The sequence below is a fragment of the Paenarthrobacter sp. 10L412 genome, from assembly GCF_056395565.1.
On the sequence record NZ_JBFTJT010000010.1, the window covers coordinates 81,539 to 106,792 of the forward strand.

The 25,254-nt window shown below is 60.9% G+C and carries 27 protein-coding genes; 16 read left to right on the forward strand and 11 right to left on the reverse strand.

From position 1 onward, the window contains the following. Positions 1 to 5 precede the first annotated feature (5 nt). From AC1DD7_RS15020 to AC1DD7_RS15045, 6 genes are read left to right on the forward strand one after another with little or no spacing between them, the layout of a single operon-like run. The gene (locus tag AC1DD7_RS15020) at positions 6 to 827 is read left to right on the forward strand and encodes a helix-turn-helix transcriptional regulator (protein ID WP_431115217.1); all 822 of its coding nucleotides are present in this window, start codon (positions 6 to 8) and stop codon (positions 825 to 827) included. Next, positions 827 to 2,290: a Fe-S cluster assembly protein SufB gene (sufB, locus tag AC1DD7_RS15025; protein ID WP_431115218.1), complete on the forward strand. Its 1,464-nt coding sequence runs from the start codon at positions 827 to 829 to the stop codon at positions 2,288 to 2,290. The genes AC1DD7_RS15020 and sufB overlap by 1 nt, the downstream gene beginning before the upstream one ends. 2 nt (positions 2,291 to 2,292) lie before the next feature. Further along, positions 2,293 to 3,606, forward strand: coding sequence for a Fe-S cluster assembly protein SufD (gene sufD, locus AC1DD7_RS15030; RefSeq protein ID WP_477515619.1), 1,314 nt, complete (start codon positions 2,293 to 2,295; stop codon positions 3,604 to 3,606). A 19-nt stretch (positions 3,607 to 3,625) separates the two neighbouring features. After that, on the forward strand, positions 3,626 to 3,982 hold the full coding sequence (locus tag AC1DD7_RS15035) for a non-heme iron oxygenase ferredoxin subunit (protein WP_431115220.1): 357 nt from the start codon (positions 3,626 to 3,628) through the stop codon (positions 3,980 to 3,982). Positions 3,983 to 4,026: 44 nt separating this feature from the next. Continuing rightward, positions 4,027 to 4,812, forward strand: a complete 786-nt coding sequence (gene sufC, locus AC1DD7_RS15040) for a Fe-S cluster assembly ATPase SufC (RefSeq protein ID WP_224090246.1) — start codon at positions 4,027 to 4,029, stop codon at positions 4,810 to 4,812. Positions 4,813 to 4,825: 13 nt separating this feature from the next. Beyond that, entirely contained in the window at positions 4,826 to 5,158 is a 333-nt protein-coding gene (locus tag AC1DD7_RS15045; protein ID WP_216925770.1) for a metal-sulfur cluster assembly factor, read from the forward strand. Positions 5,159 to 5,265: 107 nt separating this feature from the next. Here the strand turns inward: AC1DD7_RS15045 and ypfJ are convergent, their stop codons facing one another. Further along, on the reverse strand, positions 5,266 to 6,165 hold the full coding sequence (gene ypfJ, locus AC1DD7_RS15050) for a KPN_02809 family neutral zinc metallopeptidase (RefSeq protein WP_431115221.1): 900 nt from the start codon (positions 6,163 to 6,165) through the stop codon (positions 5,266 to 5,268). 61 nt (positions 6,166 to 6,226) lie between these two features. Between ypfJ and AC1DD7_RS15055 the strand changes: the two genes are divergently transcribed. Together AC1DD7_RS15055 and AC1DD7_RS15060 are read left to right on the forward strand one after the other, a co-directional pair. Next, positions 6,227 to 7,618: a class I adenylate-forming enzyme family protein gene (locus AC1DD7_RS15055; protein WP_477515620.1), complete on the forward strand. Its 1,392-nt coding sequence runs from the start codon at positions 6,227 to 6,229 to the stop codon at positions 7,616 to 7,618. Continuing rightward, complete coding sequence (locus tag AC1DD7_RS15060; protein WP_477515621.1) at positions 7,590 to 8,846, forward strand: thiolase family protein; 1,257 nt, start codon at positions 7,590 to 7,592, stop codon at positions 8,844 to 8,846. Before AC1DD7_RS15055 ends, AC1DD7_RS15060 begins: the two co-directional genes overlap by 29 nt. Positions 8,847 to 8,903: 57 nt before the next feature. Here AC1DD7_RS15060 and AC1DD7_RS15065 read toward each other — a convergent pair whose 3' ends face one another. The 3 genes from AC1DD7_RS15065 to AC1DD7_RS15075 are packed head-to-tail and all read right to left on the reverse strand — an operon-like array spanning position 8,904 to position 10,948. Next, positions 8,904 to 9,533 carry an energy-coupling factor transporter transmembrane component T family protein gene (locus AC1DD7_RS15065; RefSeq protein ID WP_477515622.1) on the reverse strand — a complete coding sequence of 210 codons (630 nt, stop codon included), beginning with the start codon at positions 9,531 to 9,533 and terminating at the stop codon, positions 8,904 to 8,906. After that, on the reverse strand, positions 9,530 to 10,300 hold the full coding sequence (locus tag AC1DD7_RS15070) for an energy-coupling factor ABC transporter ATP-binding protein (protein WP_477515623.1): 771 nt from the start codon (positions 10,298 to 10,300) through the stop codon (positions 9,530 to 9,532). The genes AC1DD7_RS15065 and AC1DD7_RS15070 overlap by 4 nt, the downstream gene beginning before the upstream one ends. A gap of 33 nt (positions 10,301 to 10,333) precedes the next feature. Then, positions 10,334 to 10,948, reverse strand: coding sequence for a biotin transporter BioY (locus tag AC1DD7_RS15075; RefSeq protein ID WP_477515624.1), 615 nt, complete (start codon positions 10,946 to 10,948; stop codon positions 10,334 to 10,336). 278 nt (positions 10,949 to 11,226) lie between these two features. On the opposite strand from AC1DD7_RS15075, the gene AC1DD7_RS15080 reads away from it, so the two are divergent. After that, complete coding sequence (locus tag AC1DD7_RS15080) at positions 11,227 to 12,825, forward strand: ABC-F family ATP-binding cassette domain-containing protein (protein ID WP_223946045.1); 1,599 nt, start codon at positions 11,227 to 11,229, stop codon at positions 12,823 to 12,825. A gap of 152 nt (positions 12,826 to 12,977) precedes the next feature. On the opposite strand, the gene AC1DD7_RS15085 is transcribed toward AC1DD7_RS15080, so the two are convergent. Genes AC1DD7_RS15085 through AC1DD7_RS15100 form a run of 4 tightly spaced genes read right to left on the reverse strand, consistent with a single transcriptional unit; the run spans position 12,978 to position 15,095 of the window. Then, positions 12,978 to 13,463, reverse strand: coding sequence for a YbaK/EbsC family protein (locus AC1DD7_RS15085; RefSeq protein ID WP_477515625.1), 486 nt, complete (start codon positions 13,461 to 13,463; stop codon positions 12,978 to 12,980). Continuing rightward, positions 13,447 to 14,319 (reverse strand): SURF1 family cytochrome oxidase biogenesis protein, encoded by an 873-nt coding sequence (locus AC1DD7_RS15090; RefSeq protein ID WP_477515626.1) that lies wholly within the window; start codon positions 14,317 to 14,319, stop codon positions 13,447 to 13,449. The genes AC1DD7_RS15085 and AC1DD7_RS15090 overlap by 17 nt, the downstream gene beginning before the upstream one ends. Next, on the reverse strand, positions 14,320 to 14,595 hold the full coding sequence (locus tag AC1DD7_RS15095; protein WP_477515627.1) for a hypothetical protein: 276 nt from the start codon (positions 14,593 to 14,595) through the stop codon (positions 14,320 to 14,322). Then, entirely contained in the window at positions 14,592 to 15,095 is a 504-nt protein-coding gene (locus tag AC1DD7_RS15100; RefSeq protein WP_477515628.1) for a DUF3099 domain-containing protein, read from the reverse strand. The genes AC1DD7_RS15095 and AC1DD7_RS15100 overlap by 4 nt, the downstream gene beginning before the upstream one ends. A gap of 153 nt (positions 15,096 to 15,248) precedes the next feature. On the opposite strand from AC1DD7_RS15100, the gene AC1DD7_RS15105 reads away from it, so the two are divergent. The 3 genes from AC1DD7_RS15105 to AC1DD7_RS15115 all read left to right on the forward strand — a co-directional run bounded on the left by AC1DD7_RS15105 (position 15,249) and on the right by AC1DD7_RS15115 (position 18,639). After that, positions 15,249 to 15,974: a beta-ketoacyl-ACP reductase gene (locus tag AC1DD7_RS15105; RefSeq protein ID WP_223932850.1), complete on the forward strand. Its 726-nt coding sequence runs from the start codon at positions 15,249 to 15,251 to the stop codon at positions 15,972 to 15,974. 125 nt (positions 15,975 to 16,099) lie between these two features. Further along, complete coding sequence (locus AC1DD7_RS15110) at positions 16,100 to 16,852, forward strand: SDR family oxidoreductase (protein ID WP_477515629.1); 753 nt, start codon at positions 16,100 to 16,102, stop codon at positions 16,850 to 16,852. Between the two features lie 284 nt (positions 16,853 to 17,136). Continuing rightward, positions 17,137 to 18,639, forward strand: a complete 1,503-nt coding sequence (locus AC1DD7_RS15115) for a sugar ABC transporter ATP-binding protein (protein WP_477515630.1) — start codon at positions 17,137 to 17,139, stop codon at positions 18,637 to 18,639. An 81-nt stretch (positions 18,640 to 18,720) separates the two neighbouring features. On the opposite strand, the gene AC1DD7_RS15120 is transcribed toward AC1DD7_RS15115, so the two are convergent. Beyond that, positions 18,721 to 19,089: a hypothetical protein gene (locus tag AC1DD7_RS15120; protein WP_431115233.1), complete on the reverse strand. Its 369-nt coding sequence runs from the start codon at positions 19,087 to 19,089 to the stop codon at positions 18,721 to 18,723. Positions 19,090 to 19,400: 311 nt separating this feature from the next. Further along, positions 19,401 to 19,868: a hypothetical protein gene (locus AC1DD7_RS15125; protein WP_477515631.1), complete on the reverse strand. Its 468-nt coding sequence runs from the start codon at positions 19,866 to 19,868 to the stop codon at positions 19,401 to 19,403. A gap of 192 nt (positions 19,869 to 20,060) precedes the next feature. On the opposite strand from AC1DD7_RS15125, the gene AC1DD7_RS15130 reads away from it, so the two are divergent. Continuing rightward, on the forward strand, positions 20,061 to 21,608 hold the full coding sequence (locus AC1DD7_RS15130) for a SpaH/EbpB family LPXTG-anchored major pilin (protein WP_477515632.1): 1,548 nt from the start codon (positions 20,061 to 20,063) through the stop codon (positions 21,606 to 21,608). 11 nt (positions 21,609 to 21,619) lie between these two features. On the opposite strand, the gene serB is transcribed toward AC1DD7_RS15130, so the two are convergent. After that, the gene (serB, locus tag AC1DD7_RS15135) at positions 21,620 to 22,513 is read right to left on the reverse strand and encodes a phosphoserine phosphatase SerB (RefSeq protein WP_477515633.1); all 894 of its coding nucleotides are present in this window, start codon (positions 22,511 to 22,513) and stop codon (positions 21,620 to 21,622) included. 111 nt (positions 22,514 to 22,624) lie between these two features. Here serB and AC1DD7_RS15140 point away from each other — a divergent pair, with 111 nt between their 5' ends. From AC1DD7_RS15140 to AC1DD7_RS15150, 3 genes are read left to right on the forward strand one after another with little or no spacing between them, the layout of a single operon-like run. Continuing rightward, positions 22,625 to 23,410: an ABC transporter ATP-binding protein gene (locus tag AC1DD7_RS15140; RefSeq protein ID WP_431115237.1), complete on the forward strand. Its 786-nt coding sequence runs from the start codon at positions 22,625 to 22,627 to the stop codon at positions 23,408 to 23,410. An 18-nt stretch (positions 23,411 to 23,428) separates the two neighbouring features. Further along, complete coding sequence (locus tag AC1DD7_RS15145; protein WP_477515634.1) at positions 23,429 to 24,214, forward strand: sulfite exporter TauE/SafE family protein; 786 nt, start codon at positions 23,429 to 23,431, stop codon at positions 24,212 to 24,214. A gap of 7 nt (positions 24,215 to 24,221) precedes the next feature. Next, entirely contained in the window at positions 24,222 to 25,121 is a 900-nt protein-coding gene (locus AC1DD7_RS15150) for a TrmH family RNA methyltransferase (protein ID WP_477515635.1), read from the forward strand. The last annotated feature ends 133 nt before the right edge of the window (positions 25,122 to 25,254 follow it).

Sequence of the window (25,254 nt, forward strand, 5' to 3'; positions counted from 1 at the left end):
ATTCCATGAGCAGTCCAATTTCCATGCCCTCAAGGCGGCATGCTGCAGCGGCGGAGGCCTTTGCGCCTTCTTCTGCGCTGCCGGACGCGGAAGACCGTACAAGGGACCGCGTCCTTGGTGCAGTGTTGGAGAACGGCCCCGTCAGTGCTGCTGAGTTGGGTGACCTTCTTGGCTTCACGCCTGCAGCGGTCCGCCGCCACCTGGATCACTTGGAGCGCAATGGCGTTATCGAAGTCAAGCGCGTTGCCAAGGCAGGAGCCGGGGCGGGACGCCCTGCGCGCCGCTATGTCCTGAGTTCACAAGGGCAATCCAAGCTTGGCGATGACTATTTGAACATCGCCAGCTCCGCGCTCCGGCGACTCCAGGAAATCGCCGGCGAGGATGCAGTCCGCGAATATGCTGAAGAGCGCTTCTCTGAAATGGAGCGCCGCTATGCGCCCGAAGTTGCGGCCGCCGGGCAGGACATCCCCGCCCGCGCCTTGGCCTTGTCCAAGGCCCTCAGCCGGGACGGCTACGTAGCCTCTGCCCATTCCATTGAGGCAAAAGCCCCACTGCCTGCAGAATTTTCCAGTGTGCAGCTGTGTCAGGGACATTGCCCCATCCAGCAGCTCGCCGCGGAATTCCCTGTTTTTTGTGACAGCGAGACCAAAGTCTTTTCCCGCTTGGTGGGCGTCGATGTCCGACGTCTTTCAACCCTGGCGCAAGGCGGGCACGTCTGCACCACCCACATACCTACCGGGCGACCAGCTGCCACGGTGCCTCACAGCACCGCAGAGCAGTCCGGGAACCCGTACCAGGAATCAAACAACCAGCAAGAAAGGCCGTGATGACGGACCAACTAGCAGAGAAAGCGGTAGCTGACGGCACTGTGATCTCGGAGATTCTGGAGAAGAATCCCGAACTGCACGGTATCGGAAACTACGAGTACGGCTGGGCCGATAAGAACGACGTAGGCGCGAATGCCCGTCGTGGCCTCAACGAGGACGTTGTCCGCGACATCTCCTCGAAGAAGAACGAGCCCGAATGGATGCTCGATCTGCGCCTCAAGGGCCTGAAGTACTTCGACCGCAAGCCCATGCCAACCTGGGGCGCAGACCTCTCCGGCATCGACTTCGACAACATCAAGTACTTTGTGCGCTCCACCGAGAAGCAAGCTGCCACGTGGGAAGACCTTCCGGAGGACATCCGGAACACCTACGAAAAGCTCGGCATCCCGGAAGCTGAGCGCAGCCGGCTCGTTTCCGGCGTCGCGGCCCAGTACGAATCCGAAGTTGTCTACCACCAGATCCGCGAGGACCTCGAAGCCCAGGGCGTTATCTTCCTGGACACGGACACCGCCCTGCGCGAACACCCGGAGATCTTCCAGGAGTACTTCGGCACCATCATCCCCGTGGGCGACAACAAGTTCGCTTCGCTGAACACGGCAGTATGGTCCGGTGGATCGTTCGTGTACGTGCCCAAGGGCGTGCACGTGGACATCCCGCTGCAGGCTTACTTCCGTATCAACACGGAGAACATGGGCCAGTTCGAGCGCACCCTGATCATCGCCGATGAGGACTCCTACGTTCACTACATCGAAGGTTGCACGGCTCCGATCTACACTTCGGATTCCCTGCACTCCGCCGTTGTGGAGATCATCGTGAAGAAGGGCGCCCGCGTCCGCTACACGACCATCCAGAACTGGTCCAACAACGTGTACAACCTCGTCACCAAGCGTGCCATCTGCGAAGAGGGCGCCACCATGGAATGGATCGATGGCAACATCGGCTCCAAGGTGACCATGAAGTACCCGGCCGTTTACCTGGTAGGCGAGCACGCCAAGGGTGAAACCCTGTCCATCGCATTTGCCGGCGAGGGCCAGCACCAGGACACCGGCTCCAAGATGGTGCACATCGCACCGAACACCAAGAGCTCCATCATTTCCAAGTCCGTGGCCCGCGGCGGTGGCCGTGCGGCTTACCGCGGCTTGGTCCAGGTCCGCGAAGGTGCAAAGCACTCGGCCAACACGGTCCGTTGTGATGCCCTCCTGGTGGACACCATTTCCCGCTCGGACACGTACCCGTACATCGACATCCGCGAGGACGACGTCGTCATGGGTCACGAGGCCACCGTTTCCCGCGTCAGCGAAGAGCAGCTCTTCTATCTGATGTCCCGCGGCATGCCTGAGGACGAGGCCATGGCCATGATCGTGCGCGGCTTCATTGAGCCGATCGCCCGTGAACTGCCCATGGAATATGCCCTTGAGCTGAACCGCTTGATTGAACTGCAGATGGAAGGGTCCGTCGGTTAACAATGACTGATATCACTACTGAAAAGGCACGCATCGGCGCGCCCTCGGCCCAGCCGTTTATCAACGGCTTCACCGAGGAAGGCGAAAACCTTTCGCCCGTAAACACCGGAACAAACACCAGCACGACGTCGGAGCAGCCTACTGCTGGTCCGCTCGGTGGCGCATCGGTAAAGAGCCACTCGCATGGTGGCGGCGTCGGCATCCCGGACAGCTCCCGCGCCGGCCGCCTCACGTCCTACAAGCTGGAGGACTTCAAGCCCCTGACCGGCCTTGAAGAAGACTGGCGTTTCACGCCCCTGAAGCGCCTGCGCGGTCTCCACACCGAGGTCCTTAACGGTGCAGCTCCGGCTGTCAGCGTGACCGCACCGTCCGGCGTCGTCGTCGAAACGGTTGGCCGCGAGGATCAGCGGATCGGCCAGGCAGCCATCCCCGAGGACCGCGTGTCCGCTAACGGTTGGGAGAACTTCGCCGAGGCTACCGTTGTCACGGTTCCGGCCGAGCTCCAGGCCGAGAGCGAAGTTTCCGTCCTGATCACCGGATCCGGCGAGGCTCCGGCTGCCCAGCACATCGTGATTGTGGCAGAGCGTTTCTCCAAGGCGGTAGTGGTCCTGGATCACCAGGGCACCGCTGTTGTCTCCGAGAACGTTGAAATTATCGTCGAAGATGGCGCTGAGCTGACCGTCGTGTCCTTGCAGGAATGGGCCGACGACGCTGTTCACGCATCCGCCCAGCAGGCCAAGATCGGCCGCGACGCGAAGTTCAAGCACATTGTGGTCAGCCTCGGCGGCGACGTCGTGCGCGTTACGCCGTCCACACGTTTCACCGCACCTGGTGCCGACGTCGAAATGTTCGGCCTGTACTTCGCCGACGCCGGACAGCACCTTGAGCAGCGCCTGTTTGTTGACCACGCAGTGGCCAACTGCAAGTCGCGCGTGCTGTACAAGGGCGCGCTGCAGGGCCGCAATGCCCACACTGTGTGGGTGGGCGACGTCCTGATCCGTAAGGAAGCAGAAGGCACGGACACCTATGAGGCCAACCGCAACCTGGTCCTGACGGACGGTGCGCGTGCGGACTCTGTGCCGAACCTGGAAATCGAGACGGGACTCATCGAGGGTGCCGGCCACGCCAGCGCCACCGGCCGTTTCGACGACGAGCACCTCTTCTACCTCATGGCACGCGGCATTCCGGAAAAGGTTGCCCGCCGCCTGGTGGTTCGAGGCTTCCTCAACGAGATCATCCAGCAGATCAACGTCCCGGCAATCGAAGAACGCCTGACCGCAGCTGTTGAGCGCGAACTCGCCGCGACCGACAACTAGCAGACCAGGCAGGACAACCATGAGTGAAGAAACCAAGGGCGAACTGGTATGCAACGCCAATGACATCCAGGTCAAGCAGGCGCTGCGCGTCCTGATCGATGACTATCCCGTAGCCATCGTGAGGGACTCGATGGGTGAGATCCACGCCATCGGCGATACCTGCTCGCACGCGGACATCTCGTTGTCCGAAGGCGAGATTGAAGGCTGCGCGATTGAGTGCTGGGGCCACGGTTCCCAGTTCGACCTCCGCAGCGGACAGCCTCTCCAGCTGCCTGCCTACGACCCCGTCCCGGTTTTCGCGGTCACCATCGATGGTGACGACGTCTACGTGGACGTGACCAACGTTGTGAACGGTGCTTCGGTAGATAACTACTGAGCGCCCGGTATCACCAGACTTACGAACGGAAAAGAAAGAAGAGCATGTCTACTCTTGAGATCAAGGACCTGCACGTCAGCATCGAGACGGAGCAGGGCACCAAGGAGATCCTGAAGGGCGTCAGCCTCACCATCAAGACCGGTGAAACGCACGCCATCATGGGCCCCAACGGCTCGGGCAAGTCCACCCTCGCATCCACCATTGCCGGCCACCCGCGCTACACGGTGACCAGCGGTACGATCACGCTCGATGGCGAAAACGTCCTCGAAATGAGCGTTGACGAGCGCGCCCGTGCAGGCGTCTTCCTCGCCATGCAGTACCCGGTTGAGGTTCCCGGCGTCACCATGACGAACTTCCTGCGTACCGCCAAGACGGCGATCGACGGCGAAGCACCCGCGCTTCGCACGTGGACCAAGGACGTCAAGGCTGCCATGCAGCAGCTGCGCATCGACGCCGACTTCGCCCAGCGCAACGTCAATGAAGGCTTCTCCGGTGGCGAGAAGAAGCGCGTCGAGATCCTTCAGCTCGAGCTCTTCAAGCCCAAGTTCGCCGTCCTGGATGAGACCGACTCAGGCCTGGACGTCGACGCCCTCAAGGTAGTTTCCGAAGGCGTCAACCGCGCACATGCAGAGGGAAACATGGGCACGCTGCTCATCACCCACTACACCCGCATCCTGCGCTACATCAAGCCGGACTTCGTCCACGTCTTCGTCGACGGCAAGGTCGTTGAAGAGGGCGGCCCCGAGCTGGCCGACCGTCTTGAAGAAGAAGGCTACGACCGCTACGCCGCAGGCGCAGGCGTTGCCGTTGCTCCTGCCGTACAGGCCTAGTTAGGATCGTTCCATGACCGAAATCAACGCGGCGCGCACCAGCCTCGAGGACGTCGAGGAAGCGCTCAAGGACGTCATTGACCCCGAGCTCGGTGTCAACGTCGTGGACTTGGGCCTCCTCTATGGCCTGAAGTACTCGGATGAGGACGGCGCACTCCTGATCGACATGACACTGACGACAGCGGCTTGCCCGCTCACGGACGTGCTGGAAGAGCAGGTAGGCAAGTCCCTCGACGGCGTAGTGGATGAATGGCGCCTGAACTGGGTATGGATGCCGCCATGGGGTCCCGAGCGGATCACCGACGACGGCAAGGACCAGATGCGGGCCCTGGGCTTCAACATCTGATCAGCAGTTTTCGCCCTCCAAGGGCAAAGAAATGGTTCCGGACCTGTGGTCCGGAACCATTTCTGCGTTTAACCGATGGCTCAGGAATTAAACCGTTCCCGCAGCAGCTACGGCGCCGCCACACCAAAGGTGTCACATTTGTTGATGTCGCCGGTTGCGTATCCCTGGTAGAACCATTTCTGCCGCTGTTCACTTGAGCCATGGGTCCAGGACTCCGGCGAGACCCGTCCGGTTGCGGCTTCCTGGATACGGTCATCGCCGACGGCGGACGCGGCGGACAGCGCGTCCTGCAGGTCCTGCTCGGTGAGGGGGTCAAGGAACGGCTTGCCCGTTGCCGGGTCTTTCTGGGTGGTCGCATGGCGAACCCAGAGTCCCGCGTAACAGTCCGCCTGCAATTCGACACGGACTCCACCGGACTGCGGCCCCTGGGGATCCTGTTGTGCCCGGTCCAGGTTGCCCAGGATGTTTTGGATGTGGTGGCCGAATTCGTGGGCCACCACATACTCCTGCGCCAGTGGTCCCCCTGATGAACCAAAACGGGTCACGAGCTCATCGAAGAACCCGGGGTCGAAGTATGCCTTGGTGTCCACCGGGCAATAGAAAGGTCCTACAGCCGTGGTGGCAGGGCCACATCCCGTATTGGTCCCTTGATCGAAGATCACTGTTCCGGGCCGGGAATACTGAACGTTGTACTGGGCGAGGTATTCCGGCCAGAAGGCATTAAGGCTGTTGACAGTGCCTGTGATCCTGCAGTCGAGTCGTTTGTCCGCGTCAGCGCCTGTCTGGCACTCCTGCACACCGCCGCTCCCGCCTTCAACGGCGGGCGGCTGGGTTCCGCCGCCTGTGAGGTCGCCGAGGATGTTGGGGTTGATTCCGAAGAGGGCCAGAAGCAGCACGACGATGCCACCACCAATCCCGCCACCTATTTTCGTCCCGCGGCCCATGCCTCCGCCGCGTCGGTCTTCTACCTGGGATGGGTCAAGCTGCGCACCGTCATTGAAACTCATACAGTCAGAATAGACGTCACCATTGGTGCCGGAGGGCGAACACTGCCGTAAAATTGCGGGGATGCCTTTTCTGGACAAAATTCAGCTCTGGGCCGATGAGCGTCCCCACGACACCGCCGTCGTTGTGGGCCGCAGCCGGCTCAACTGGGCCGAGCTCCGCGACGCCGCGGCAAGCCTGCTTGGCCACGCGACGGCCACTACTGTGCTTGCCGAACCCAACTCCACTGACTTCGTCGCGAAGTTTACGGCGGCGGTGGCGGGGGAGCGCCGCTGTGCTGTGCTGGACCCACAGTGGCCTGCAGCGATGGTGGAGGAAGTGACGTCGCGCATCGTCGACTCCACCATCTCAACCGGGGTGGAACTTGTGGACGGGGATCCGTCCACAACCTTCCTGATTGGGCTTACCTCCGGCACGACTTCAGTGCCCAAGGCGTTCACACGGTCCCGCCGGTCGTGGCAGGTCTCGTTCGACGCTTCGATCGAGTTCTTTGGTCTCTCGCAGGACGATCGGACCCTGGCGGCAGGTCCCCTCTCCTCCAGCTTGAACCTCTACGCCCTGTCCGAATGCCTGTACGCGGGCTCCGCGTTTCACTCGCTGGAATCCTTCGACGTCGGTGACGCGCATGCAGCGATAAGCCACGACAACATCACAAGACTCGTGCTCACCCCGACCATGCTGCGTTTGCTCAGCGAACGTGGCTTGGCTGGAGACGTGGATGCTTCCGGCATCCGCAGCATCATCTGCGCGGGTTCCAAGCTGGATGGCCGTACGTTGGAAGCGGCGCGGCGCTGGGCCCCACATGCTGCCATCTTTGAGTACTACGGAGCCTCCGAATTGAGCTTCGTCTCCGGCACGCGGCTGGCTGCCGGGGAACCGCTCGACGTCGGGGGTACTGGGATTGGCCGGCCTTTTCCTGGTGTGGAATTGCGAATCCTGGACGACGCCGGCCAGATTCTGCCGGATGGGGAGCACGGCAACATCAGCGTCCGCAGTGGGATGGTGAGCAACGGCTACCTGTGGGGCGACGACGGCCAAGCCCTCCGCTGCTTGGACGGCTGGTACACAGTGGGGGACCAGGGCTATCTCGCCGACGGGATCCTGCACATTCTGGGACGTCGTTCGGACATGATCATCACGGCGGGGAAGAACGTGTACCCACACGAGGTGGAACTCGCCCTCGCTTCCGTTCCAGGCATCGAGGTTGCGGTAGCAGCCGGCGCTCCGGATGACATCCGCGGCCAAAAGGTGATTGCCGGCGTCGTTCCCGCTTATGGTGCCGTCACGGCGACGCAGCTCCGCACTGGCCTTGATGGCCTGCTCGCGCGGGACAAGTGGCCGCTGCAGTACTACGTCCTGTCCGAGTTACCGATTACGGATCGCGGTAAGGTCAGCCGGATGGTGCTGCTCGACTGGATCAAAAACCATGATGCCCGGGCGCGTCCCCTTGGGTAGCGGCGCCCCCTTGGGTAGCGGCGTCCCCTTGGGTAGCGGCCCTTCGACGCAGGAGGTGGACGAGTCCCGCCTGCCGGTCATCATCGCGGCGCTGCGGACTCCGATCTGCCGTGCAAACGGGCAGCTGAGGCACCTCCGGGCGCCGGATCTCCTGGCGCCCGTCATCCGTTCCCTCATCGAGTCGGCAGGCATTGACCCGGCCGGGGTGAACGACGTCATCATGGGCAATGCCGTTGGTGGTGGTGGAAACGTAGCGCGCTTCGCCGCACTGCAGGCCGGTTTGCCGGTCACAGTCCCGGGGCTCACAGTTGACCGGCAGTGTGGTTCCGGATTGGATGCTATTGCGCTTGCTGCGCGTCTGGTTGGCGCCGGTGGAGATCCGCTGTATGTTGCCGGCGGGGTGGAAAGCATCAGTACCGCTCCGGCCCGCGCCAACAGGACCGACGACGGCGGCCTGGACTTTTACTCGCGGGCCACCTTTGTGCCAACTGTGTTTGGTGACCCTGACATGGGTGTGGCTGCGGAAAATGTGGCCCGCGCGTTTGGTATCAGTCGTGAGCGGCAAGATGAGTACGCACTCCGCAGCCATCGGCGGGCTCTTGAGGCTGCGGCAGCGGGCAAGCTCGCACGCGAAATCGTGCCGCTTGAAAATGCCGGAACTATTGTCGACGCCGACGACGGTCCCAAGCCGTCGTTGCGCGCCTCACTGATGTCGCGGTTCCCGGCAGTTTTCGTCCCCGACGGAACTGTCACGGCAGCCAACTCGTGCTTCGACGCCGACGCCGCGGCCGCGGTCGTCATAACGTCGCTCAAGCGCGCTCGGGAGATGGGCGCGGCTGACGGCTTGTTGGTTTTGGGTTGTGAGACCACAGGTGTGCATCCGAAGTTGCTCGGCATCGGGGCTGCACACGCCGCCGAGCAGTTGTTGGCTCAACATGGTGTGGCTGCAACCGACGTAGACCTCATCGAATTCAATGAAGCCTTTGCCTCCCAGACCATCGCTTGCCTTGACCATTTGGGTATCGATCCTGGGAAAGCCAATGCAGAGGGCGGAGCGCTGGCGCTCGGCCATGGCTACGGTGCTTCGGGGGCTGTCTTGGTGACACGCCTGCTGACCCAGGCACGGAGCCTTTCTGAAAATTCCGGAGTAGCACCGCTGGGCTTGGCGATGATCAGCATCGCAGGCGGCATGGGCACGGCAGCCCTGCTGCGCTATTCCCGGCTCTAGCCCAACTGAGTAATAGCAGATGCCCTTTTGAGCCCTCAAAACGGCATCTGCTGCGACTTACTTGGGCTCGTCCGGTTCCCCGAGTCCCCGGGCGGCCAAGGCATCGCCGGTTTGGCGCGCATAAGCGACCGTCGTGATAAAGACCGGCAGTATCAATGCCCTGGGATTGCGTTCAAGTCCGCGGGCGCGGGCCGCATCCCTGACGTCCGAAAAGGCCCCTGCAATGAAGGGGATGCTCCTGAGCATCACAGCGATGGTGAGCGCGAAACGCTCGGGATCGGCGCCAAAGCGCTGGAATGGTTTGGCGAGGGAGACAACGCCGTCCAAGAGATCCTGGACGGGTGTGGTGGCAGTCAGAACCGAGGCTGCGACGACGCACACCAGGACGTTCAGGACGATGCGTGCAGCCGTGGGGGCACCCAATTGCCACCATTGAAACAATCCGATCACCACGAGAATGGGCGTCACAGTCCATATGGCACGCATCAGGCGGCGCAAACCGGCCCCGCCGAGCAGGAAGAGCCCGCACATCATGGCGAAGACCAACAGCGAGACTGCCCAGTCGACGATCAGGAAGGATGCGGTCCCGCACCCTGCAACCACCAGGAACTTCAGCCACAACGGGATTCGGTGGATGGGCGAGTTGCCTGGCACATAGTTGGCGATCAGGAAGCCGTGGCCCCTCATAACTGGCCTCGCCCTGGACGTTCCCCAAGGCCCGGAACCCCGTCTACGCCCGGAACCTCGTCGAGCGCAGTTGCGCACAGCTCCCGGTACTGGGCGACACCGTCGGCGGCATCGCCGTCGAATACTACTCGCCCCGACTCCACCACCAGGACGCGGTCCATCTCCAGTGCGAGGTCGAGGTCGTGGGTGGACATGACAACTTGCTGCTCCAGGCCCGCCAAGGTGCGCCGGAGCAGCTCGCGATTACGCAGGTCCAGGAGGGTGGATGGCTCGTCGAGGACCAGCACCTGGGGATTGACGGCGAGGACTGCGGCCAAGGCGAGCAGTTGGCGTTCCCCGCCGGAGAGCTCATAGATGCTCTGGTCTGCCAGTGGCAGCAGGCCAAACCTGTCAAGAACTGCTTCGACGTGTGCGGCTCGTTCGCGGGTGTTCTTAATGGAGCGCCGCAGGGAGAGTTCAACGTCTTCACGGCCGGTAGGCATCACCAGTTGCGACAAGGGATCAGTGAAGACGAATCCGACGTTCGCACGAACCCGGCGCACGGCTTTAACTGTGTCATCGCCGTGGACTTCAACGGTTCCGTCGCTGGGCTCCACCAGGCCGTTCAACAGCCGTAACAGCGTGGACTTTCCGGAACCGTTGGCTCCGATGACGCCGATACGCCGCTCCGAAAGGTTCAAGGAAACATCCTCCAGCAGGGTCTTGGACGTAGCGCTGCCGTCAATGGCTACACGAACCGAGACCCTGCTGAAGCTGATGGAGTTCATAGAGATATTGTTTCTGATTTTGCGTGACGCAGGCTATTTGACCCTGCGGACCAGGACATCCGGGAAGGCCTTGTGAATAGCCACCGCAATGATCACGGCGAGGACATTCTTGAGGATGTCCCCAGGGTAGAAGGCGAGATCGGCAATGAAGGCTTTGGTGAAGTCCAGTTTGCCGTTGATCATCATGCCCAGGACGCCCAGGCCGTGGATGAGGACGATGCTGCTGACCATGGCGGCAGCAAACAGCAGCAGGGAACGGTTCCGCACCGTTTTACGGATGATCAGGGCCGCCACCCAGCCCGTGGCGGCCGCCGCAAGGGGGAACGCGATGATGTAACCCGCCGATGCAGTAGCAAGGATGCCCAGTCCGCTGCGGCCCCCGCTGAAGATCGGCAGCCCGGCCAGGCCAAGGAGGACATAAAGCCCGACGGCGGCGAATCCCCTCCCGGGGCCAAGCACCAGGCCGCTCAGCATCACAGTGAGGGTCACCAAGGTGATCGGCACGCCCAAGGCGCCAACCGGAATGCCGGGAACGATCGCGGACGCGGCCACAAGGGCTGCGAAGACGGCAATGAGGCCGAGGTCTGTGGCGGTCCATCGCTTGCGCGAAGAGTTGCGCTCCACAGAGGCGGAGGTGGTTTGGCTCATGACGGGTCCTATCGGGAAATGCTGTGGGTGCGAGATTGAAGTTTGTTTCCCCCAACAGTGAGGATACGGAGCTTGGGAAAGGGCTTTTTTGGAGCCTCTCCACAACCGTGAGTGAAAATTCTGTGAGAGATGGCACAATGTGCCGCTCGGGCGATGTTATGTCAGGGGGAGGGCGGGGTGCCGGTAGACTTGAACAGGCTGTTCTCACAGCCGTCCCCGCCGCAACTACCGGGCCAACCGGTCACGCAGGCGTTCCCCATTGAAAGGCATCACCCGAATTGATTACCGTCCAGGAACTCGAACTCCGCGCCGGCGCACGCCTGCTCATGGACAAGGTCAACTTCAGGGTGGACAAGGGGGACAAGATCGGACTCGTTGGCCGCAACGGGGCGGGCAAGACCACTTTAACCCGCGTCCTCGCGGGTGAAGGCCTTCCGGCAGGCGGCAAAGTGACCCGCAGCGGTGAGATCGGCTATCTGCCCCAGGATCCCCGCACCCCGGACATGGAACAGCTCGCGCGTGATCGCATCCTTTCTGCTCGTGGCTTGGACGTGGTGGTGGGGAAGCTGAAGAAGGCCCAGGCCGAGATGGCAAGCGAGGACGAAGCCGTACAGCGCAAGGCCATGAACCGCTACGATCGCTTGGAAGCTGAGTTCCTGGCTGGCGGCGGATACGCCGCTGAAGCTGAGGCAGCCGCGATCTCCTCCAACCTTGCGCTCCCGGAACGCATCCTTAACCAGCCGCTGAAGACCCTCTCCGGTGGCCAGCGCCGTCGCGTGGAGCTCGCACGCATTCTTTATTCCTCAGCAGAAACCCTGCTCCTGGATGAACCAACCAACCACCTCGACGCCGACTCCATCACCTGGCTGCGCGACTTCCTCAAGGACCACCAGGGTGGGTTGATCGTGATCAGCCACGATGTCGAATTGTTGGAGGCCACGGTCAACAAGGTCTACCACCTTGATGCCAACAGGGCCCAGATCGACTACTACAACATGGGTTGGAAGCGCTATCTCCAGCAGCGCGAAACCGATGAAAGGGCCCGCAAGCGCGAACGGGCCAATGCGGAAAAGAAGGCCCAGGTCCTCATCGACCAGGCCAACAAGATGCGCGCCAAGGCAACGAAAGCCGTCGCAGCGCAGAACATGGCAAAGCGTGCTGAGCGCCTCCTTGGCGGTTTGGAAGCCGTTCGTGAAAACGATCGCGTCGCCGCCCTGCGCTTCCCGGATCCGTCACCCTGTGGCAAGACCCCGCTGACAGCCGAAGGGCTCAGCAAGTCCTACGGCTCCCTGGAGATTTTCACCGACGTGGACCTGGCGATCGATCGCGGTTCCAAAGTGGTCATTCTTGGCCTCAACGGTGCGGGCAAGACCACCCTCCTGCGAATGCTTGCAGGCGTGGACAAACCAGACACCGGCGACATCATCCCGGGACACGGATTGAAGGTGGGCTACTACGCCCAGGAACACGAAACCCTGGACCACGATCGCACGGTCCTTGAAAACATGCGTTCCTCTGCACCTGACATGAAGGACGCCGAAGTCCGCGGCATTCTGGGGTCATTCCTGTTCTCAGGTGACGACGTCGAAAAGCCTGCCGGAGTTCTGTCCGGTGGCGAGAAGACCCGGCTCGCCCTCGCAACCATCGTTGCTTCGAGCGCCAACGTGCTGCTCCTCGACGAGCCCACCAACAACCTGGACCCAGCCAGCCGCGCGGAAATCCTTGGTGCACTGAAGAACTATAGTGGCGCCGTCGTCATGGTCAGTCACGATGAAGGCGCCGTCTCGGCCCTGAATCCGGAGCGCGTGGTGCTGCTCCCCGATGGTGTTGAAGATCACTGGAACGAGGACTACCTGGACCTCATTACGCTGGCTTAGCAGGCACCGGCTGTTGCGAACCGCTGCGCGACGCGCCGGGTTCCGCTTCGCGGCGCGCTCGATGTGCCGCGTGCTCGCTCGTTCCTCGCTTAGACGCACGCTACGCACATCAAACGCGACGCTACGCTCGCCGTTGTGTCACCTTTGCGGCCCTAGCGAACCTGGAGTTCTTCGGCGTTTGTGATGGCCTTTAGTTCTTCGTAGGTGATGGAGAACATTGAATTGTGGTCTCCGGCTCCTGCCCATAACAAGGGGTGCGCTCTGAGAGAGGTGTCCAGGATCGTCTTTATGTGTTCGGGGTGACCGACCGGGGCGACGCCTCCCACTTCCTGGCCGGTGTGTTTGAGCACGAAATCGGGCTTCGCGCGGCGGATTTTTCCGGTGCCCAGCAGTTTGGCTACCAGGGTTGTATCTACTCTCGCGGCTCCGCTGGCGAGGATGAGCAAGGGTTTGCAGTCGAGTTCGAAAATCAGGCTGTTGGTGATGGCTGCAACCTCGCATCCAAGGACAGAGGCGGCCGCTGCAGCCGTGGGCACCTTGTCTTCGAAGATCCGGACGGTGTCCTCAGCGCCTGCGGCCGTGAGGGCCGACTTCACGTTGAGCACCGGGTCCGGAACCGCTTCAGTAACCTTGGGCATCCAGGATTGCGTCTTCCTCTTCTTCAGACGTGGGGCGCTTGTTCTTTCGGCTTGCGGACACACGACGCTTGGGCGGCCCACTGACGGCAATGACTTCGTCCTCGCCATCTTCGTCCTCTTCCGCGTCGATGGCAGCGTTACGCGCCTGCTGCCGGGCTGCGTAGCCGAAGCCAATAAACATCAGGACGCCGAAGGCAAACCACTGCAGGGAATAGGAGAGGTGTGTGCCCTCTTCCGTGGCTGGTTTGGGGAAGGGCGTGGGCATGGGCTGGACCGCGGGATCCTCGCTTGCCAACTGCCCATAGGCGCCCGTCGCGATGGGGTAGGGGAGTTCGCTGGCGAAGCTGGCCAGATCAATGGATGGCAGCTGCCCGTCCACCGCACCGCGGTCCAGCTTCGGTTCCGTTGGCTTGAGGCGGGCCACCACGGTCACCTCACCCACGGGAGGTGCCGGAACGACGTCGGGACGGCCCGGTGTGTTGTTGCCAATTGGCAACCAGCCGCGGTCGATAACCACCGCTTCACCGGTGGTGAGGCGGAAAGGAACCACGACGTCGTAACCTGGCTGCCCGTTCAACGGACGGTTTCGTACAACGCGCTGTCCGTTCAGGTCGTAACTACCCCGCAGCTCTACCTGGGTCCATTCCCGCTCGGGGTCCAAGGTGCGGAACTGGTCCTTGATGTCAGCGAAGGGGACAGGCGTCGCGGAGTAGTTGGTCACTACGCGGTTGATCTCAGCCAGCGTCTCTGCCCGCCGATCCATTTGCCAACGGCCGAGGAACACGCAGGCTGTGGCGAAGATAGCGGCCAGAACGAAATAGCCCAGCCACTTGCTGGAGAAAAGGAAACGATACATTCAGCGGGCCCCGCCAACGGCAGCGTCATCTGCCTCGAAAGGTACGGTCTCTTTCCAGAGGCCCCGGGTTTGAAGGTAGTCCTCAAGCCAATCGCGGTGCTCGTTGCACGAAAGCCAAACCTTCCGCCGCTCAGGCGTGTGGATCCGCGGGTTGTTCCACAGGAGTTGCCAGGCAGCGTCCTCCCGGCATCCCTTACGGGAGCAGAGGGCGGGGCCGGTGGCGCGATCGGACTCCTGGCTGCCCAAACCGGCGCCGCCGAGGTTAAAGATGTTCATGAAGCCGCCCGTTCATCGCCGGAGTCCCCGGCCTTCGGTATATGAGTCGCGTCAGGTTCTGCGTCCTGAGCTGGTGGCCCGTCATCGTCCACCACTTCGCCTTTTAGCACCGTGACGTTTTCCGTCGCTTCGCCTTCGGTGCTCTGGGGCGAGCCCTCGATTTCAGCTGTTTCAACGTAGTCCAGCAGGGAATCGCTGTGGTCCTCGGCTTTATCGCTGCCGTTCGCAATGACCACGGCTATCCAGGGCAGGAACACCGCGCCGGCCACGGCGATTATTTTCAACCAGCCGTCCACCACGAAAATCAGGATGATGCAGACCATGCGAATACCCATCGCCACTGCGTACTTGACCATGCGCTCCCGCATGTCTTCCGAGTGGGCAGCCGCGGCATCGGTGATGCTGTGGACTTCGGGGTCGCCGGAAACAGCGTCCGGATCCCCGGGCACCTGCTGCAGGGGACTGTTTTCTCGTGTCACAGCTGAATCATCACGCTCCAAAGGCTTCTCTCAATTCTCTCACCAAGGCGGTAGCCGCCCAAACCGCGGGACAGGCCGGTTACCCGCGGGTTGGAGCAGGCGCCCGATAAGATCGAGGCAGGAAATCCCCTCTTCACCGCAGCACACCCATGCCGCAGAACCTGGAGCGAAAGTATGTCTGAAGCAGTATCCACCGGCCGTAGCGTCCTCATTACCGGCGGCAACAGGGGCATCGGCCTGGCCATTGCCGAGTCCTTCCTCGCAAACGGTGACAAGGTGGCAGTGACCTATCGAAGCGAAACAGAACTGCCTGAAGGCATCCTGGGAGTTAAAGCCGACGTCACTGACGAAGCCTCGATTGATGCCGCCTTCAAGACAGTAGAGGAAGCCCACGGCCCGGTGGAGGTTTTGGTTGCCAATGCTGGCATTACCAAAGACACGCTGCTCCTGCGCATGAGCGAGGACGACTTCACCTCTGTGCTGGACACGAACCTCACCGGTGCGTTCCGCGTCATTAAGCGTGCTTCCAAGGGCATGATCCGGCTCCGTAAGGGCCGCGTGGTCCTCATCTCCTCGGTGTCCGGCCTGTACGGAGCTCCAGGCCAGATCAACTACTCCGCATCGAAGGCGGGCATGGTGGGGATCGCACGCTCGCTGACCCGTGAACTGGGCAGCCGGGGGATCACGGCCAACGTGGTGGCTCCCGGGTTCATCAACACGGACATGACGGCAGAACTGCCGGAGGAAACTCAGAAGTCGTACCTGGCAAACGTGCCGGCAGGCCGTTTCGCCGAGGCGTCCGAGGTAGCAAATGTTGTGCGCTGGGTGGCCAGCGACGAGGCCGCCTACATTTCAGGCGCTGTGATTCCCGTTGACGGCGGTCTCGGGATGGGCCACTAAAGCGCCACGCTCTGAGGCAATCAGCCAGTTTTTGTCGCCAGCCGACAAAGGGGTTCGAGCCCGCCACTGGCATGATGGAACCCGGGACCGCACGTTTTTAGATGAAGTGAACAAAAGGAGCACGAATGGGAATGCTGGATAACAAGACCGCGATCGTCACGGGATCTTCCCGTGGCATCGGTGCTGAAGTCGCCAAGATCCTCGCGGGTGAGGGCGCCGCCGTCGTCGTCAACTACCGTCAGAAGGCACCGCGTGCCAACAAGGTAGTAGCTGAAATCCAGGCAGCGGGCGGCCGCGCCGCGGCCGTCGGTGCAGACCTCACCACCGACGAGGGCGTACACACTCTTGCCAGCACCGCCATGGAAGAGTTCGGCTCGCTGGATGTCTTGGTACTGAACGCATCCGGTGGCATGGAGTCCGGAATGGAGGAGGGTTACGCCCTCAAGCTCAACCGCGATGCCCAGGTCAACATGCTCAATGCGGCTGTTCCCCTCATGCGCGAAGGCTCGCGTGTCGTCTTCGTGACCAGCCACCAGGCTCATTTCGTGGAGACCGTTCCCACCATGCCTGAATACGAGCCAGTGGCAAAGAGCAAGCGGGCCGGCGAGGACGCACTGCGCGCACTCCTGCCCAACCTTGCTGACAAAGGCATCTCGCTGGTGGTTGTTTCCGGTGACATGATCGAGGGCACCGTCACGGCCACCTTGCTTGACCGCTCCAACCCGGGCGCCATAGAGGCCCGCCGCGCAGAAGCCGGCAAGTTGTATTCGGTTGAAGAATTTGCGGCAGAGGTCGCCAAGATGGTGACGGCCGACGTCGAAACCGGCCACACCGAATACGTGGGTGGAGCAGACTACTTCGGCAAATCCGCCGAGTAGCACCTTTAAGTTCATTGCGGCCCGGACACACGTCCGGGCCGCAACTGTTTAACAGTTCATGGGAAAGCCAAGGGGAGTCAGGACGATCTTGATAAATAGTTCAGATTCTCGCGACACGAAATGCGATTAGTTGTTTCACGTTTCTCCTTTTGCATTAATGCTGCCCATCTGATTGAATCTCCAAGGCGTCGTCGTCCCTAAATGTAAGCAAACTGTATTAGCCAAGGTAGGAACTTTATGGCAGTGTCCAGGGTCGAACCCACTACTGTGAACTAGGAGCATCTTTGGACCTGTTACTGCATGCTGATGATATTCACGCGTCCTACGATCAAAGGCGCATCCTCAAAGGCGTTGAACTTTCCCTCCACCGCGGCGAGATCCTGGGATTAATCGGGACCAATGGTGCCGGCAAAACGACGCTCATGGGCGTATTGGCCGGATCTCATAAGCACGATGGCGGCCAAATCATGCTGGCTGGCGAGAAATATGGACCGGATTCGATGGAGGAAGCCCAGGCTTGCGGCGTAGGCCTCATCCCGCAGAACTTCCGGCTCAACTCTGACCTGACGGTCGCCGAGGCAATATTTCGGGGAACTTTTCAAGCCGATAAATCCCATGATGAACTCCGGGTTCAAGCAATTAAACTCATTCAGGACATCGGCATCACCTTGGATCCCGACGTGAAAGTGGGCACTCTGATTCGTGCCGAGCAGACCCTCGTGGAAGTTCTGAGAATGGTTGCCGAAGAAGCCCAACTCGTGATCATGGACGAGGTTGCTGCGTCGCTACCGGATCACGACGTCGCCGTTTTGCATCAAGTCTTGCGGATGCTGGTTGGGCAGGGGCGTGCGATCATCTACATCACCCACCGCCTGGATGAAGTCCGATCCATAGCCCACCGCATCGCCGTCATGCGGGATGGCAAAGTCCACAAAATCCTGGAAGCCAGCCGGACCGACGTCGACGAGCTCGCTTTCCTCTTGCTTCAGCACAAGCTGGCCAATAACTCCAGGCCCACTGATCCGGCACCCGGAGATGAGGCTATGCGGGTGGTGGGGCTCACTGTGGAAGACAGTATCCGCGATATTTCCTTCAGCGTATCCAAGGGTGAGATTTTCGGTTTGGCCGGAACGCATCGCTCAGGCATCTATCAACTGCTTGAAGCGCTGGTAGGTATTCACCCGAGTACATCGGGCCAGATTTTCATGCAAGGAAAGCCTGTACAGATCCGAGGGTTGCAAGATGCTCTGCGTTTGAAGATCGGTTACTTGTCAGACACCGCAGACACCCTGGAATCGGCAAGCGGAATCGTAGAAGGCCTTCAGCGCAGTGACGACACTGCCGGAGCAAACTTACAGGATGAGATCACTCAGCTTCGGGGCGTGATCGAACTGGTCCGCCGAATGCGCATCAACACGACAAACATTCATGGCGCCATCACTACTCTTTCAGGGGGCGATCGCCAGAAAGTGCAGCTTGCCAAATGGATGACCAGCGACTGTGACGTGCTGATCCTTAGTCACCCCAGCCGCGGTATAGACGTCGGGGCCAAAGAGACGGTGTACAGGATGCTCAATGAGCTCACCCGGACCGGGGTTGCGATCATCCTCTTGTCGTCGGATTTGTCGGAACTGGTCAGCTGGTGCCATCGGATTGGTGTGATGCGCAACGGCGAAATGGTGGCCATCGAGGCAAACGCCAATACCAATGAAGACGCCCTGGTGCACCACATGCTGGGGGAGAAGTTCACTTCCGGCAGTGGGGAAGCCCGCCGCGTGAAGAGTTGACGGCACTGTGCCTTTCCTGACGTGAAACCAAAAGGGGCGACCGCGAATGCGCGGCCGCCCCTTTTGGTCTTCCAGGGAAGATCAGATGGTAATTCCTTTGGCGAGATTGTTGAGCTTGTGGCGCGCCAATGCGAGGTTTGCGTACGTTCGGTCCAGCACCAGGTAGACAAACAGGCCCTTGGAACCGCCTGAGTTCAGAACGTTAATCAAGTGGTACTGCGAACCGAGCGTGATGAGGATATCTTCGATATCGCTGTCCACGTGGAGGTCCGCCATGGTGCGGAGCTTTGCACTGACAACATTTGAGTTGCCGGCAGCTGCCACACCCAGGTCAAAGCCAGGGTTTCCACCCTGGGCCAAAGCCATTCCGCTGGAGTAGTCCACGACGGCCGCGCCTGTTGCGCCCTCTATGGACAGCAACTGCTTTATGGATTCGTCAAGCGTGCTCATATTTTGTTCTTCCTTTTCGTTTTTATCATCGCCGAAATGTGTGAAGTGGACCGCCCGGGTTTCCTGGTGCACGGACACATTGAGAACGGATTCATCCTCATTGGCATTCACTCCAGCAGGCACAGACTTTTCCTGACGTTTCCACCATCTCCGTGCGTGCCGCGAACGATTCACTTTCTGCCCCTGCTGGTCTTGATCCCGGGCTGCCTAATGCATCACGGCTCCGTCTTGGAGTTTCCAACTTTACACATTGAGACGCCACTGGAATGCATTGTCTCAAGAAGCGAGCAAGTTAGTGACAATCGCATAAATTATTCGAGATTTGGCGTCACGAAATGCGAGCCGCGAGCTTCCGGAGTGTTTCTGTGCAGCGCCTTTCGATTAATGAAGGCGACGTTAATAATGTGGTCGCCGCCAGCCTCCGTCGTATTTTGGAAAATCACCTGATAGGGCGTACGCCCAATCAACAGGGCTATCCCGTCGGGTGCCCGATCAGGCGTTCGCGACGCATTTGCGAGCATGTCCCGAAAGCCCGGGTGGTTCTCCACGTGCCCACGGATCCCGGATTGATCAAAGGACGCCAACGTTGACAACCACACAGTTCCATCTGCCTCGACAACTCCATGAGCCGGGTACACGACGTGGCCGGTTTCGGTGGCGAAGCCGGACTCCGTTGGAAAGATCTTGAACCGCGCACACCACATAATGAAGTGCTTCCTCAGCACACCGTCAGGGTCAGCTGAAACAACAGACCTGCGGAGGGTTTCATGCTCCAGCAACGCATCTCCTTCGGATGGGCAAGGCGACGTGCAACAACCGGCAGGCGTCACATCTGATGAGTGTCCTGCAAGTGCCATTCGTTTCGCTGAAAACCTTGTGGAATCCACAACATGAACACTGTGGTGGCACTACTCCAATGGTGGAGGCCCTCGGCCAAGTGTCCGGGGCACCATCAATCGAAGGGGAAAAGTGTGATAAATCAACGCGCATCACGGCACTGGCGAGCGGCCACTGCCACCTTGGTCGGGGCGGTGCTGGCTGTGTCACTCTCCGTCGCGCCGGCCTCGGCAGCCCCAGTGATCAATAGTGATCAACCCGGTTCCATCACCGTTCACAAATTCGAGAAGCCGCTCCCCGGGGGCAGTGGCAACAACGGCAGTGGCAACAATGGCGGCGGCGGGCACGGTGGCGGCGGCAACAATGGTGGCAGTAACCTTTCCCGCGCCATTCCTGATACCAGCAGCCTGACGCCCTTGCCTGGTATTGAGTTCACGATCCAGCAGGTCAATACCATTGATCTGTCCACCAATGCGGGCTGGGACGCAGCACACAACCTTAGCTATGTCTTTTCGTCGTCTGACCCGTCTGGTTCCATCACTGCCGCTGGATACACCTTGGGTGCCGGCCAGGCCCAGGTCACTGCCGCCGACGGCACTGCCTTCTTCGCCAACCTGCCCATAGGCCTGTATCTAGTGACCGAGACGAACTATCCTGCCGGGGTCACCCCATCGGCTCCGTTCCTCATCTCGGTGCCCATGACCGATCCGGACAACCAGGACAACTGGATCTACGACGTCGACGTGTACCCGAAAAACTCTGTTTCCGGTGCGGAGAAGATCGTCACTGATGCTCCCGACGTCAAGCTCGGCGACCAGGTCGATTGGACGATCACAGCTGATATCCCGAACGAGGCCGTGATTGACGGTTACAAGGTGGTGGATCAGCTCGACACCAAACTGACCTACGTCGGTGCCACCGCCATGCTGGAGGATGGCACGTCACTTAGTGAAGGTACCGATTACGTCCTGAGCTTCGATGCCACAACCAACACGGTCTCGGTGGTGTTCACCGATGACGGACGTGCCTTGCTGGCAGCCCGCACCCAAACCCGTGTGCAGATCGTTGTAAGCACCAAGGTCAACACCATAGGTGAGATTGAAAACGTCGCACTTGCCTACCCGAACGCTGCGAGCTTCGACATCACGCCTGGCCAGCCCGGCGGGCCGGTAGTGACGCCGCCTGTCGTTACCAAATGGGGCGGGATGACGTTGCAGAAGGTGGACGAGAACGCTGCGGCCCTGGCCGGCGCTTCTTTCTCGGTCTACACCAATGAGGCTGATGCCAAGGCGGGCACCAACGCCGTGGAAATTGACGGCCAGAGTATTTTCACCGTTGCCGGTGATGGAACGCTGACCATTTCAGGCCTGCGCTACTCGGATTGGGCCAACGGTGCGGCAGTTGCCCCTGGGGACGCTGATTACCGCACCTACTATCTGGTGGAGACAACGGCGCCGGCAGGGTACGAACTGCTGGCCGAGCCGGTCTCCTTCCTGATCAACGGCACCACCACCCCGGTTGGTATCGACCTGCAGGTGAAGAACATGCCATCCAACAGCGGGTTCGAGCTGCCGCTGACAGGTGGCGTGGGAACCGGCATTCTTTACGCAGCCGGTGCCCTGCTGGTCATTGGTGCCTGCCTGCTGTTCGTCCGCAACCGCAGGGCGGGTAACAACAGCTAGGCACCTGGGGTTCAGACGTTGGCGATGTGCCGCACCGCATCAAGGTACGGCATGTTGATGACGGCGTCTGCCACTGCACGGACGGCCGGTTTGGCGTTGAAGGCAACGCCAATTCCGGCCGCTCCCAGCATGTCGAGGTCGTTGGCGCCGTCGCCCACTGCGATGGTGTGCTGGAGGTCGATCCCCTCGGCAGCTGCCCACTTACGCAGGTACTTCTCCTTCGCTGCGCGGTCAATGACGTCGCCCAGCACCCTGCCGGTCAAAGCGCCATCGACGATTTCCAGCTCGTTGGCAATCCAGTAATCCAGGCCGAGTTCTTCAGCTATGGGCCCAAGGATCTGGTTAAAGCCACCGGAAACCACAGCCACCACGTGTCCCGCTTCCTTGAATGCGGCTACCAATTCTGCTGCGCCAAGGCTGAGGCGCACTTCCGCACGTACAGAATCGACGACGGCGGCCGGCAGCCCTGCGAGGACCTCAACGCGGGCGTAGAGGCTCTGTGCGAAATCCAGCTCCCCACGCATGGCTGCCTCGGTAACAGCTGCAACTTCGTCGCGCTTGCCTGCATAAGCGGCAAGCAACTCAATGACTTCCTGTTGGATCAGGGTGGAATCCACATCCATGATGAGCAGTTTCCTCGGAGCCTGGCGAAGGGCCTCCGGAACGATCGCAGTATCTACTCCGGCATCCGCGGCCTCAGCCACCCGCCGACGAATGGCTGTCAGGTCTTCGGGCGTGATGGCATCAACGGCGAGACCGGCCGTGTGAACACCAAAGCGGTCGTCTCCGGACTGTGATTCCGATGACAGTGCCGCGCCGGCATCAGCCAGCACTTTGCGCACGTTATCAAGCGATTCAGGGGACAAATTCACGCCATAGCTGACCGCAGCCAAGTTCGAAGTCATGGCCTCAATCCTACTGAGCGCGCTACGTTCACCCGAATTCGTTTCTCCGCAGCAACGAGGACATATGCCCGGTTATCAGTCATCTGTATTTTTGTCCTAGTGTCTACTGCTATGAGTGATGTTCTGGAATTGGCTTCCGTCAGCGTTGTCCGAGGCAAGAAGACCCTGCTGGACAAGGTTGACTGGCAGGTCAACGAAGGCGAACGCTGGGTCATTCTTGGCCCCAACGGCGCAGGCAAAACCACACTTCTCCAGATTGCTGCAGCACGCATGCACCCGTCCAGCGGAAGGGCAGGGATCCTTGACGAAACCCTGGGCCGGGTGGACGTCTTTGAACTGCGCCCCCGCATTGGCCTTTCCTCGGCAGCACTCGCTACCCAGATCCCGGAAGACGAGAACGTCCTCAACGTCGTAGTGACCGCTGCCTACGGCGTCACAGGCCGCTGGCGCGAAGGATACGAGCGCGATGATGAGCGTCGCGCCTTCGGTCTCCTGAACGACTGGGGGATGGGCCCGCTGCTCAACCGTACGTTTGCTACTCTGTCTGAAGGTGAGCGGAAACGGGTGCAGATCGCGCGAGCACTCATGACCGATCCCGAACTCCTGCTGCTGGATGAGCCGGCCGCCGGACTGGACCTCGGGGGGCGCGAAGAGCTCGTGCACAAACTCGGTGAACTGGCCAAGGACGAAGCAGCTCCGGCGATGGTCCTGGTAACCCACCACCTTGAAGAAGTTCCCCCCGGATTCACCCACGCCATGCTGCTGCGCGAAGGTGGAGTAGTGGCAGCCGGTGCCATCAAGGACGTCCTCACGGACGAGCACCTGAGCAACACCTTCGGCCTGGCCCTGGACGTCACGGAAAACGCGGGCCGTTACACGGCAACTGCCCGCCGCTAGGCGGTCCCTCGGTCAACTGTGGAGATTCTTAGCAGCGTCCTGGTCTTTTTCGCGGGCTTGTGGGCCGGCACCATCAATGCGGTGGTCGGCTCCGGAACACTCGTGACCTTTCCTGTACTCATCGCACTGGGAGTGACTCCAGTGGTTGCCTCCATGAGCAACGCCATGGGCCTGGTGGCCGGCACTGCGGCCGGAGCATGGGGATATCGCCGGGAACTTGCGGGGCGCGGCAGGCAATTGCTGAAGCTGCTGCCAGCTTCCCTCCTGGGCGGTATCACCGGGGCATGGTTGCTGCTGCACCTGCCGGACAAGGTGTTCCACTACGTCGCCCCCGTCCTGCTCGTACTGGCTCTGCTGATGGTGGTGTTCCAGCCCCGACTCCAGGCCTCAGTGCGAAACCGTGAACAGAACCCGGAGCATGCCCTCAGGGACCGGAGCCACGGCTTCCTCCTCGTGGTCCTGGTTTACCTCGCGGGCGTTTACGGCGGCTACTTCGTAGCGGCACAAGGGATTCTGCTCGTGGGAATACTTGGCGTGTTCCTCACCGGGACCATGCAGAATGCCAACGCCATGAAGAACATCCTGGTGCTCGGCGTCAACATGGTGGCCGCTGTGTCCTACCTGATCTTTGCCTTCGATCGCATCAACTGGCTCGTGGTCCTGCTTATTGGCGTGAGTTCAACCATTGGCGGCCTGGTTGGATCCAAGGTTGGCCGTAAGCTTTCGCCGCGCGTCCTGCGAGCAATCATCTTCACTCTTGGCATCGTGGCCCTCGTCGTCATGATCGCCAATCTGCTGAAATAATCACCCGGTGACGTTCCACTATCTCGAGTCCGCCGATGATCCCCGCGTGACCGACTACACCACGCTGACCGATGTGCACCTTCGCAAGCTCCGCGAGCCGGAGGAAGGCATGTACATTGCCGAATCCTCCAGGGTCCTTCGCCGCGCATTGGCAGCAGGTCATCAGCCACGCTCGTTCTTCCTGGCGGAGAAGTGGCTGGAAGACCTCGAGGACGTTTTCCAGGCCTATCCTGACGTTCCGGTGTTGATTGGCAAAGCCAAGCTGCTGGAAGAAATCACGGGATTCCACCTGCACCGTGGAGCAATGGCAGCGATGCATCGTCCGGCACCCGTGCCGCTCACGCAGCTGCTGGCTGGCGCCCGGCGGGTTCCCGTGCTGGAAGACATCGTGGACCACACGAAGGTGAGTGGTCACAAAATGCGCGGAGAGTCTTCGCTGACGGAGACTGCTCCGCATCGGTCTAGGATCGCGGTCTTGGAAAACTTGACCGATCATACAAACGTAGGGGCGATTTTCCGCAGCGCCGCAGCAATTGGTGTCGACGCCGTATTGGTCTCGCCCCAGTGTGCCGACCCGCTGTATCGACGCTCGATCCGCGTGTCGATGGGCACGGTGTTCCAGGTGCCGTGGACCCGGATCGAATCGTGGCCTGACGACCTCGAGGTACTCAAGGAAGCGGGCTACTTTGTGGCCGGCATGTCGCTCGGGGAAGGGGCCATCACGCTCGACGAGCTGGTCGCCCAGGACCATCAAAACCTGGCGCTGGTCTTCGGCACCGAGGGTGAGGGATTGATGCCTGAGACCGATCGAGTGCTCGACGCGCGCGTGACGATTCCGATGATGAACGGCGTGGATTCGCTGAATGTTGCTGCCTCATCGGCTGTGGCGTTCTATGCAACGAGGTAGTTGGTGCCGAAGGATACGTTCAGGGCGAAACCGCAGGTCAGAGCACCATTTGCTACCCAGCGGAAGCTGCGGGAGGGGCCGTGACTTAGCCCATCACGCACCAAGCCACAGCCGCCGGTCTCGCCTCAAGCCT

Coding starts and splice junctions, on each gene's coding strand:
- AC1DD7_RS15020 (WP_431115217.1), top strand. CDS start 6: ATGAGCAGTCCAATTTCCATGCCCTCAAGGCGGCATGCTGCAGCGGCG.
- sufB (WP_431115218.1), top strand. CDS start 827: ATGACGGACCAACTAGCAGAGAAAGCGGTAGCTGACGGCACTGTGATC.
- sufD (WP_477515619.1), top strand. CDS start 2,293: ATGACTGATATCACTACTGAAAAGGCACGCATCGGCGCGCCCTCGGCC.
- AC1DD7_RS15035 (WP_431115220.1), top strand. CDS start 3,626: ATGAGTGAAGAAACCAAGGGCGAACTGGTATGCAACGCCAATGACATC.
- sufC (WP_224090246.1), top strand. CDS start 4,027: ATGTCTACTCTTGAGATCAAGGACCTGCACGTCAGCATCGAGACGGAG.
- AC1DD7_RS15045 (WP_216925770.1), top strand. CDS start 4,826: ATGACCGAAATCAACGCGGCGCGCACCAGCCTCGAGGACGTCGAGGAA.
- ypfJ (WP_431115221.1), bottom strand. CDS start 6,165: ATGAGTTTCAATGACGGTGCGCAGCTTGACCCATCCCAGGTAGAAGAC.
- AC1DD7_RS15055 (WP_477515620.1), top strand. CDS start 6,227: ATGCCTTTTCTGGACAAAATTCAGCTCTGGGCCGATGAGCGTCCCCAC.
- AC1DD7_RS15060 (WP_477515621.1), top strand. CDS start 7,590: ATGATGCCCGGGCGCGTCCCCTTGGGTAGCGGCGCCCCCTTGGGTAGC.
- AC1DD7_RS15065 (WP_477515622.1), bottom strand. CDS start 9,533: ATGAGGGGCCACGGCTTCCTGATCGCCAACTATGTGCCAGGCAACTCG.
- AC1DD7_RS15070 (WP_477515623.1), bottom strand. CDS start 10,300: ATGAACTCCATCAGCTTCAGCAGGGTCTCGGTTCGTGTAGCCATTGAC.
- AC1DD7_RS15075 (WP_477515624.1), bottom strand. CDS start 10,948: ATGAGCCAAACCACCTCCGCCTCTGTGGAGCGCAACTCTTCGCGCAAG.
- AC1DD7_RS15085 (WP_477515625.1), bottom strand. CDS start 13,463: ATGCCCAAGGTTACTGAAGCGGTTCCGGACCCGGTGCTCAACGTGAAG.
- AC1DD7_RS15090 (WP_477515626.1), bottom strand. CDS start 14,319: ATGTATCGTTTCCTTTTCTCCAGCAAGTGGCTGGGCTATTTCGTTCTG.
- AC1DD7_RS15095 (WP_477515627.1), bottom strand. CDS start 14,595: ATGAACATCTTTAACCTCGGCGGCGCCGGTTTGGGCAGCCAGGAGTCC.
- AC1DD7_RS15105 (WP_223932850.1), top strand. CDS start 15,249: ATGTCTGAAGCAGTATCCACCGGCCGTAGCGTCCTCATTACCGGCGGC.
- AC1DD7_RS15110 (WP_477515629.1), top strand. CDS start 16,100: ATGGGAATGCTGGATAACAAGACCGCGATCGTCACGGGATCTTCCCGT.
- AC1DD7_RS15120 (WP_431115233.1), bottom strand. CDS start 19,089: ATGAGCACGCTTGACGAATCCATAAAGCAGTTGCTGTCCATAGAGGGC.
- serB (WP_477515633.1), bottom strand. CDS start 22,513: ATGACTTCGAACTTGGCTGCGGTCAGCTATGGCGTGAATTTGTCCCCT.
- AC1DD7_RS15140 (WP_431115237.1), top strand. CDS start 22,625: ATGAGTGATGTTCTGGAATTGGCTTCCGTCAGCGTTGTCCGAGGCAAG.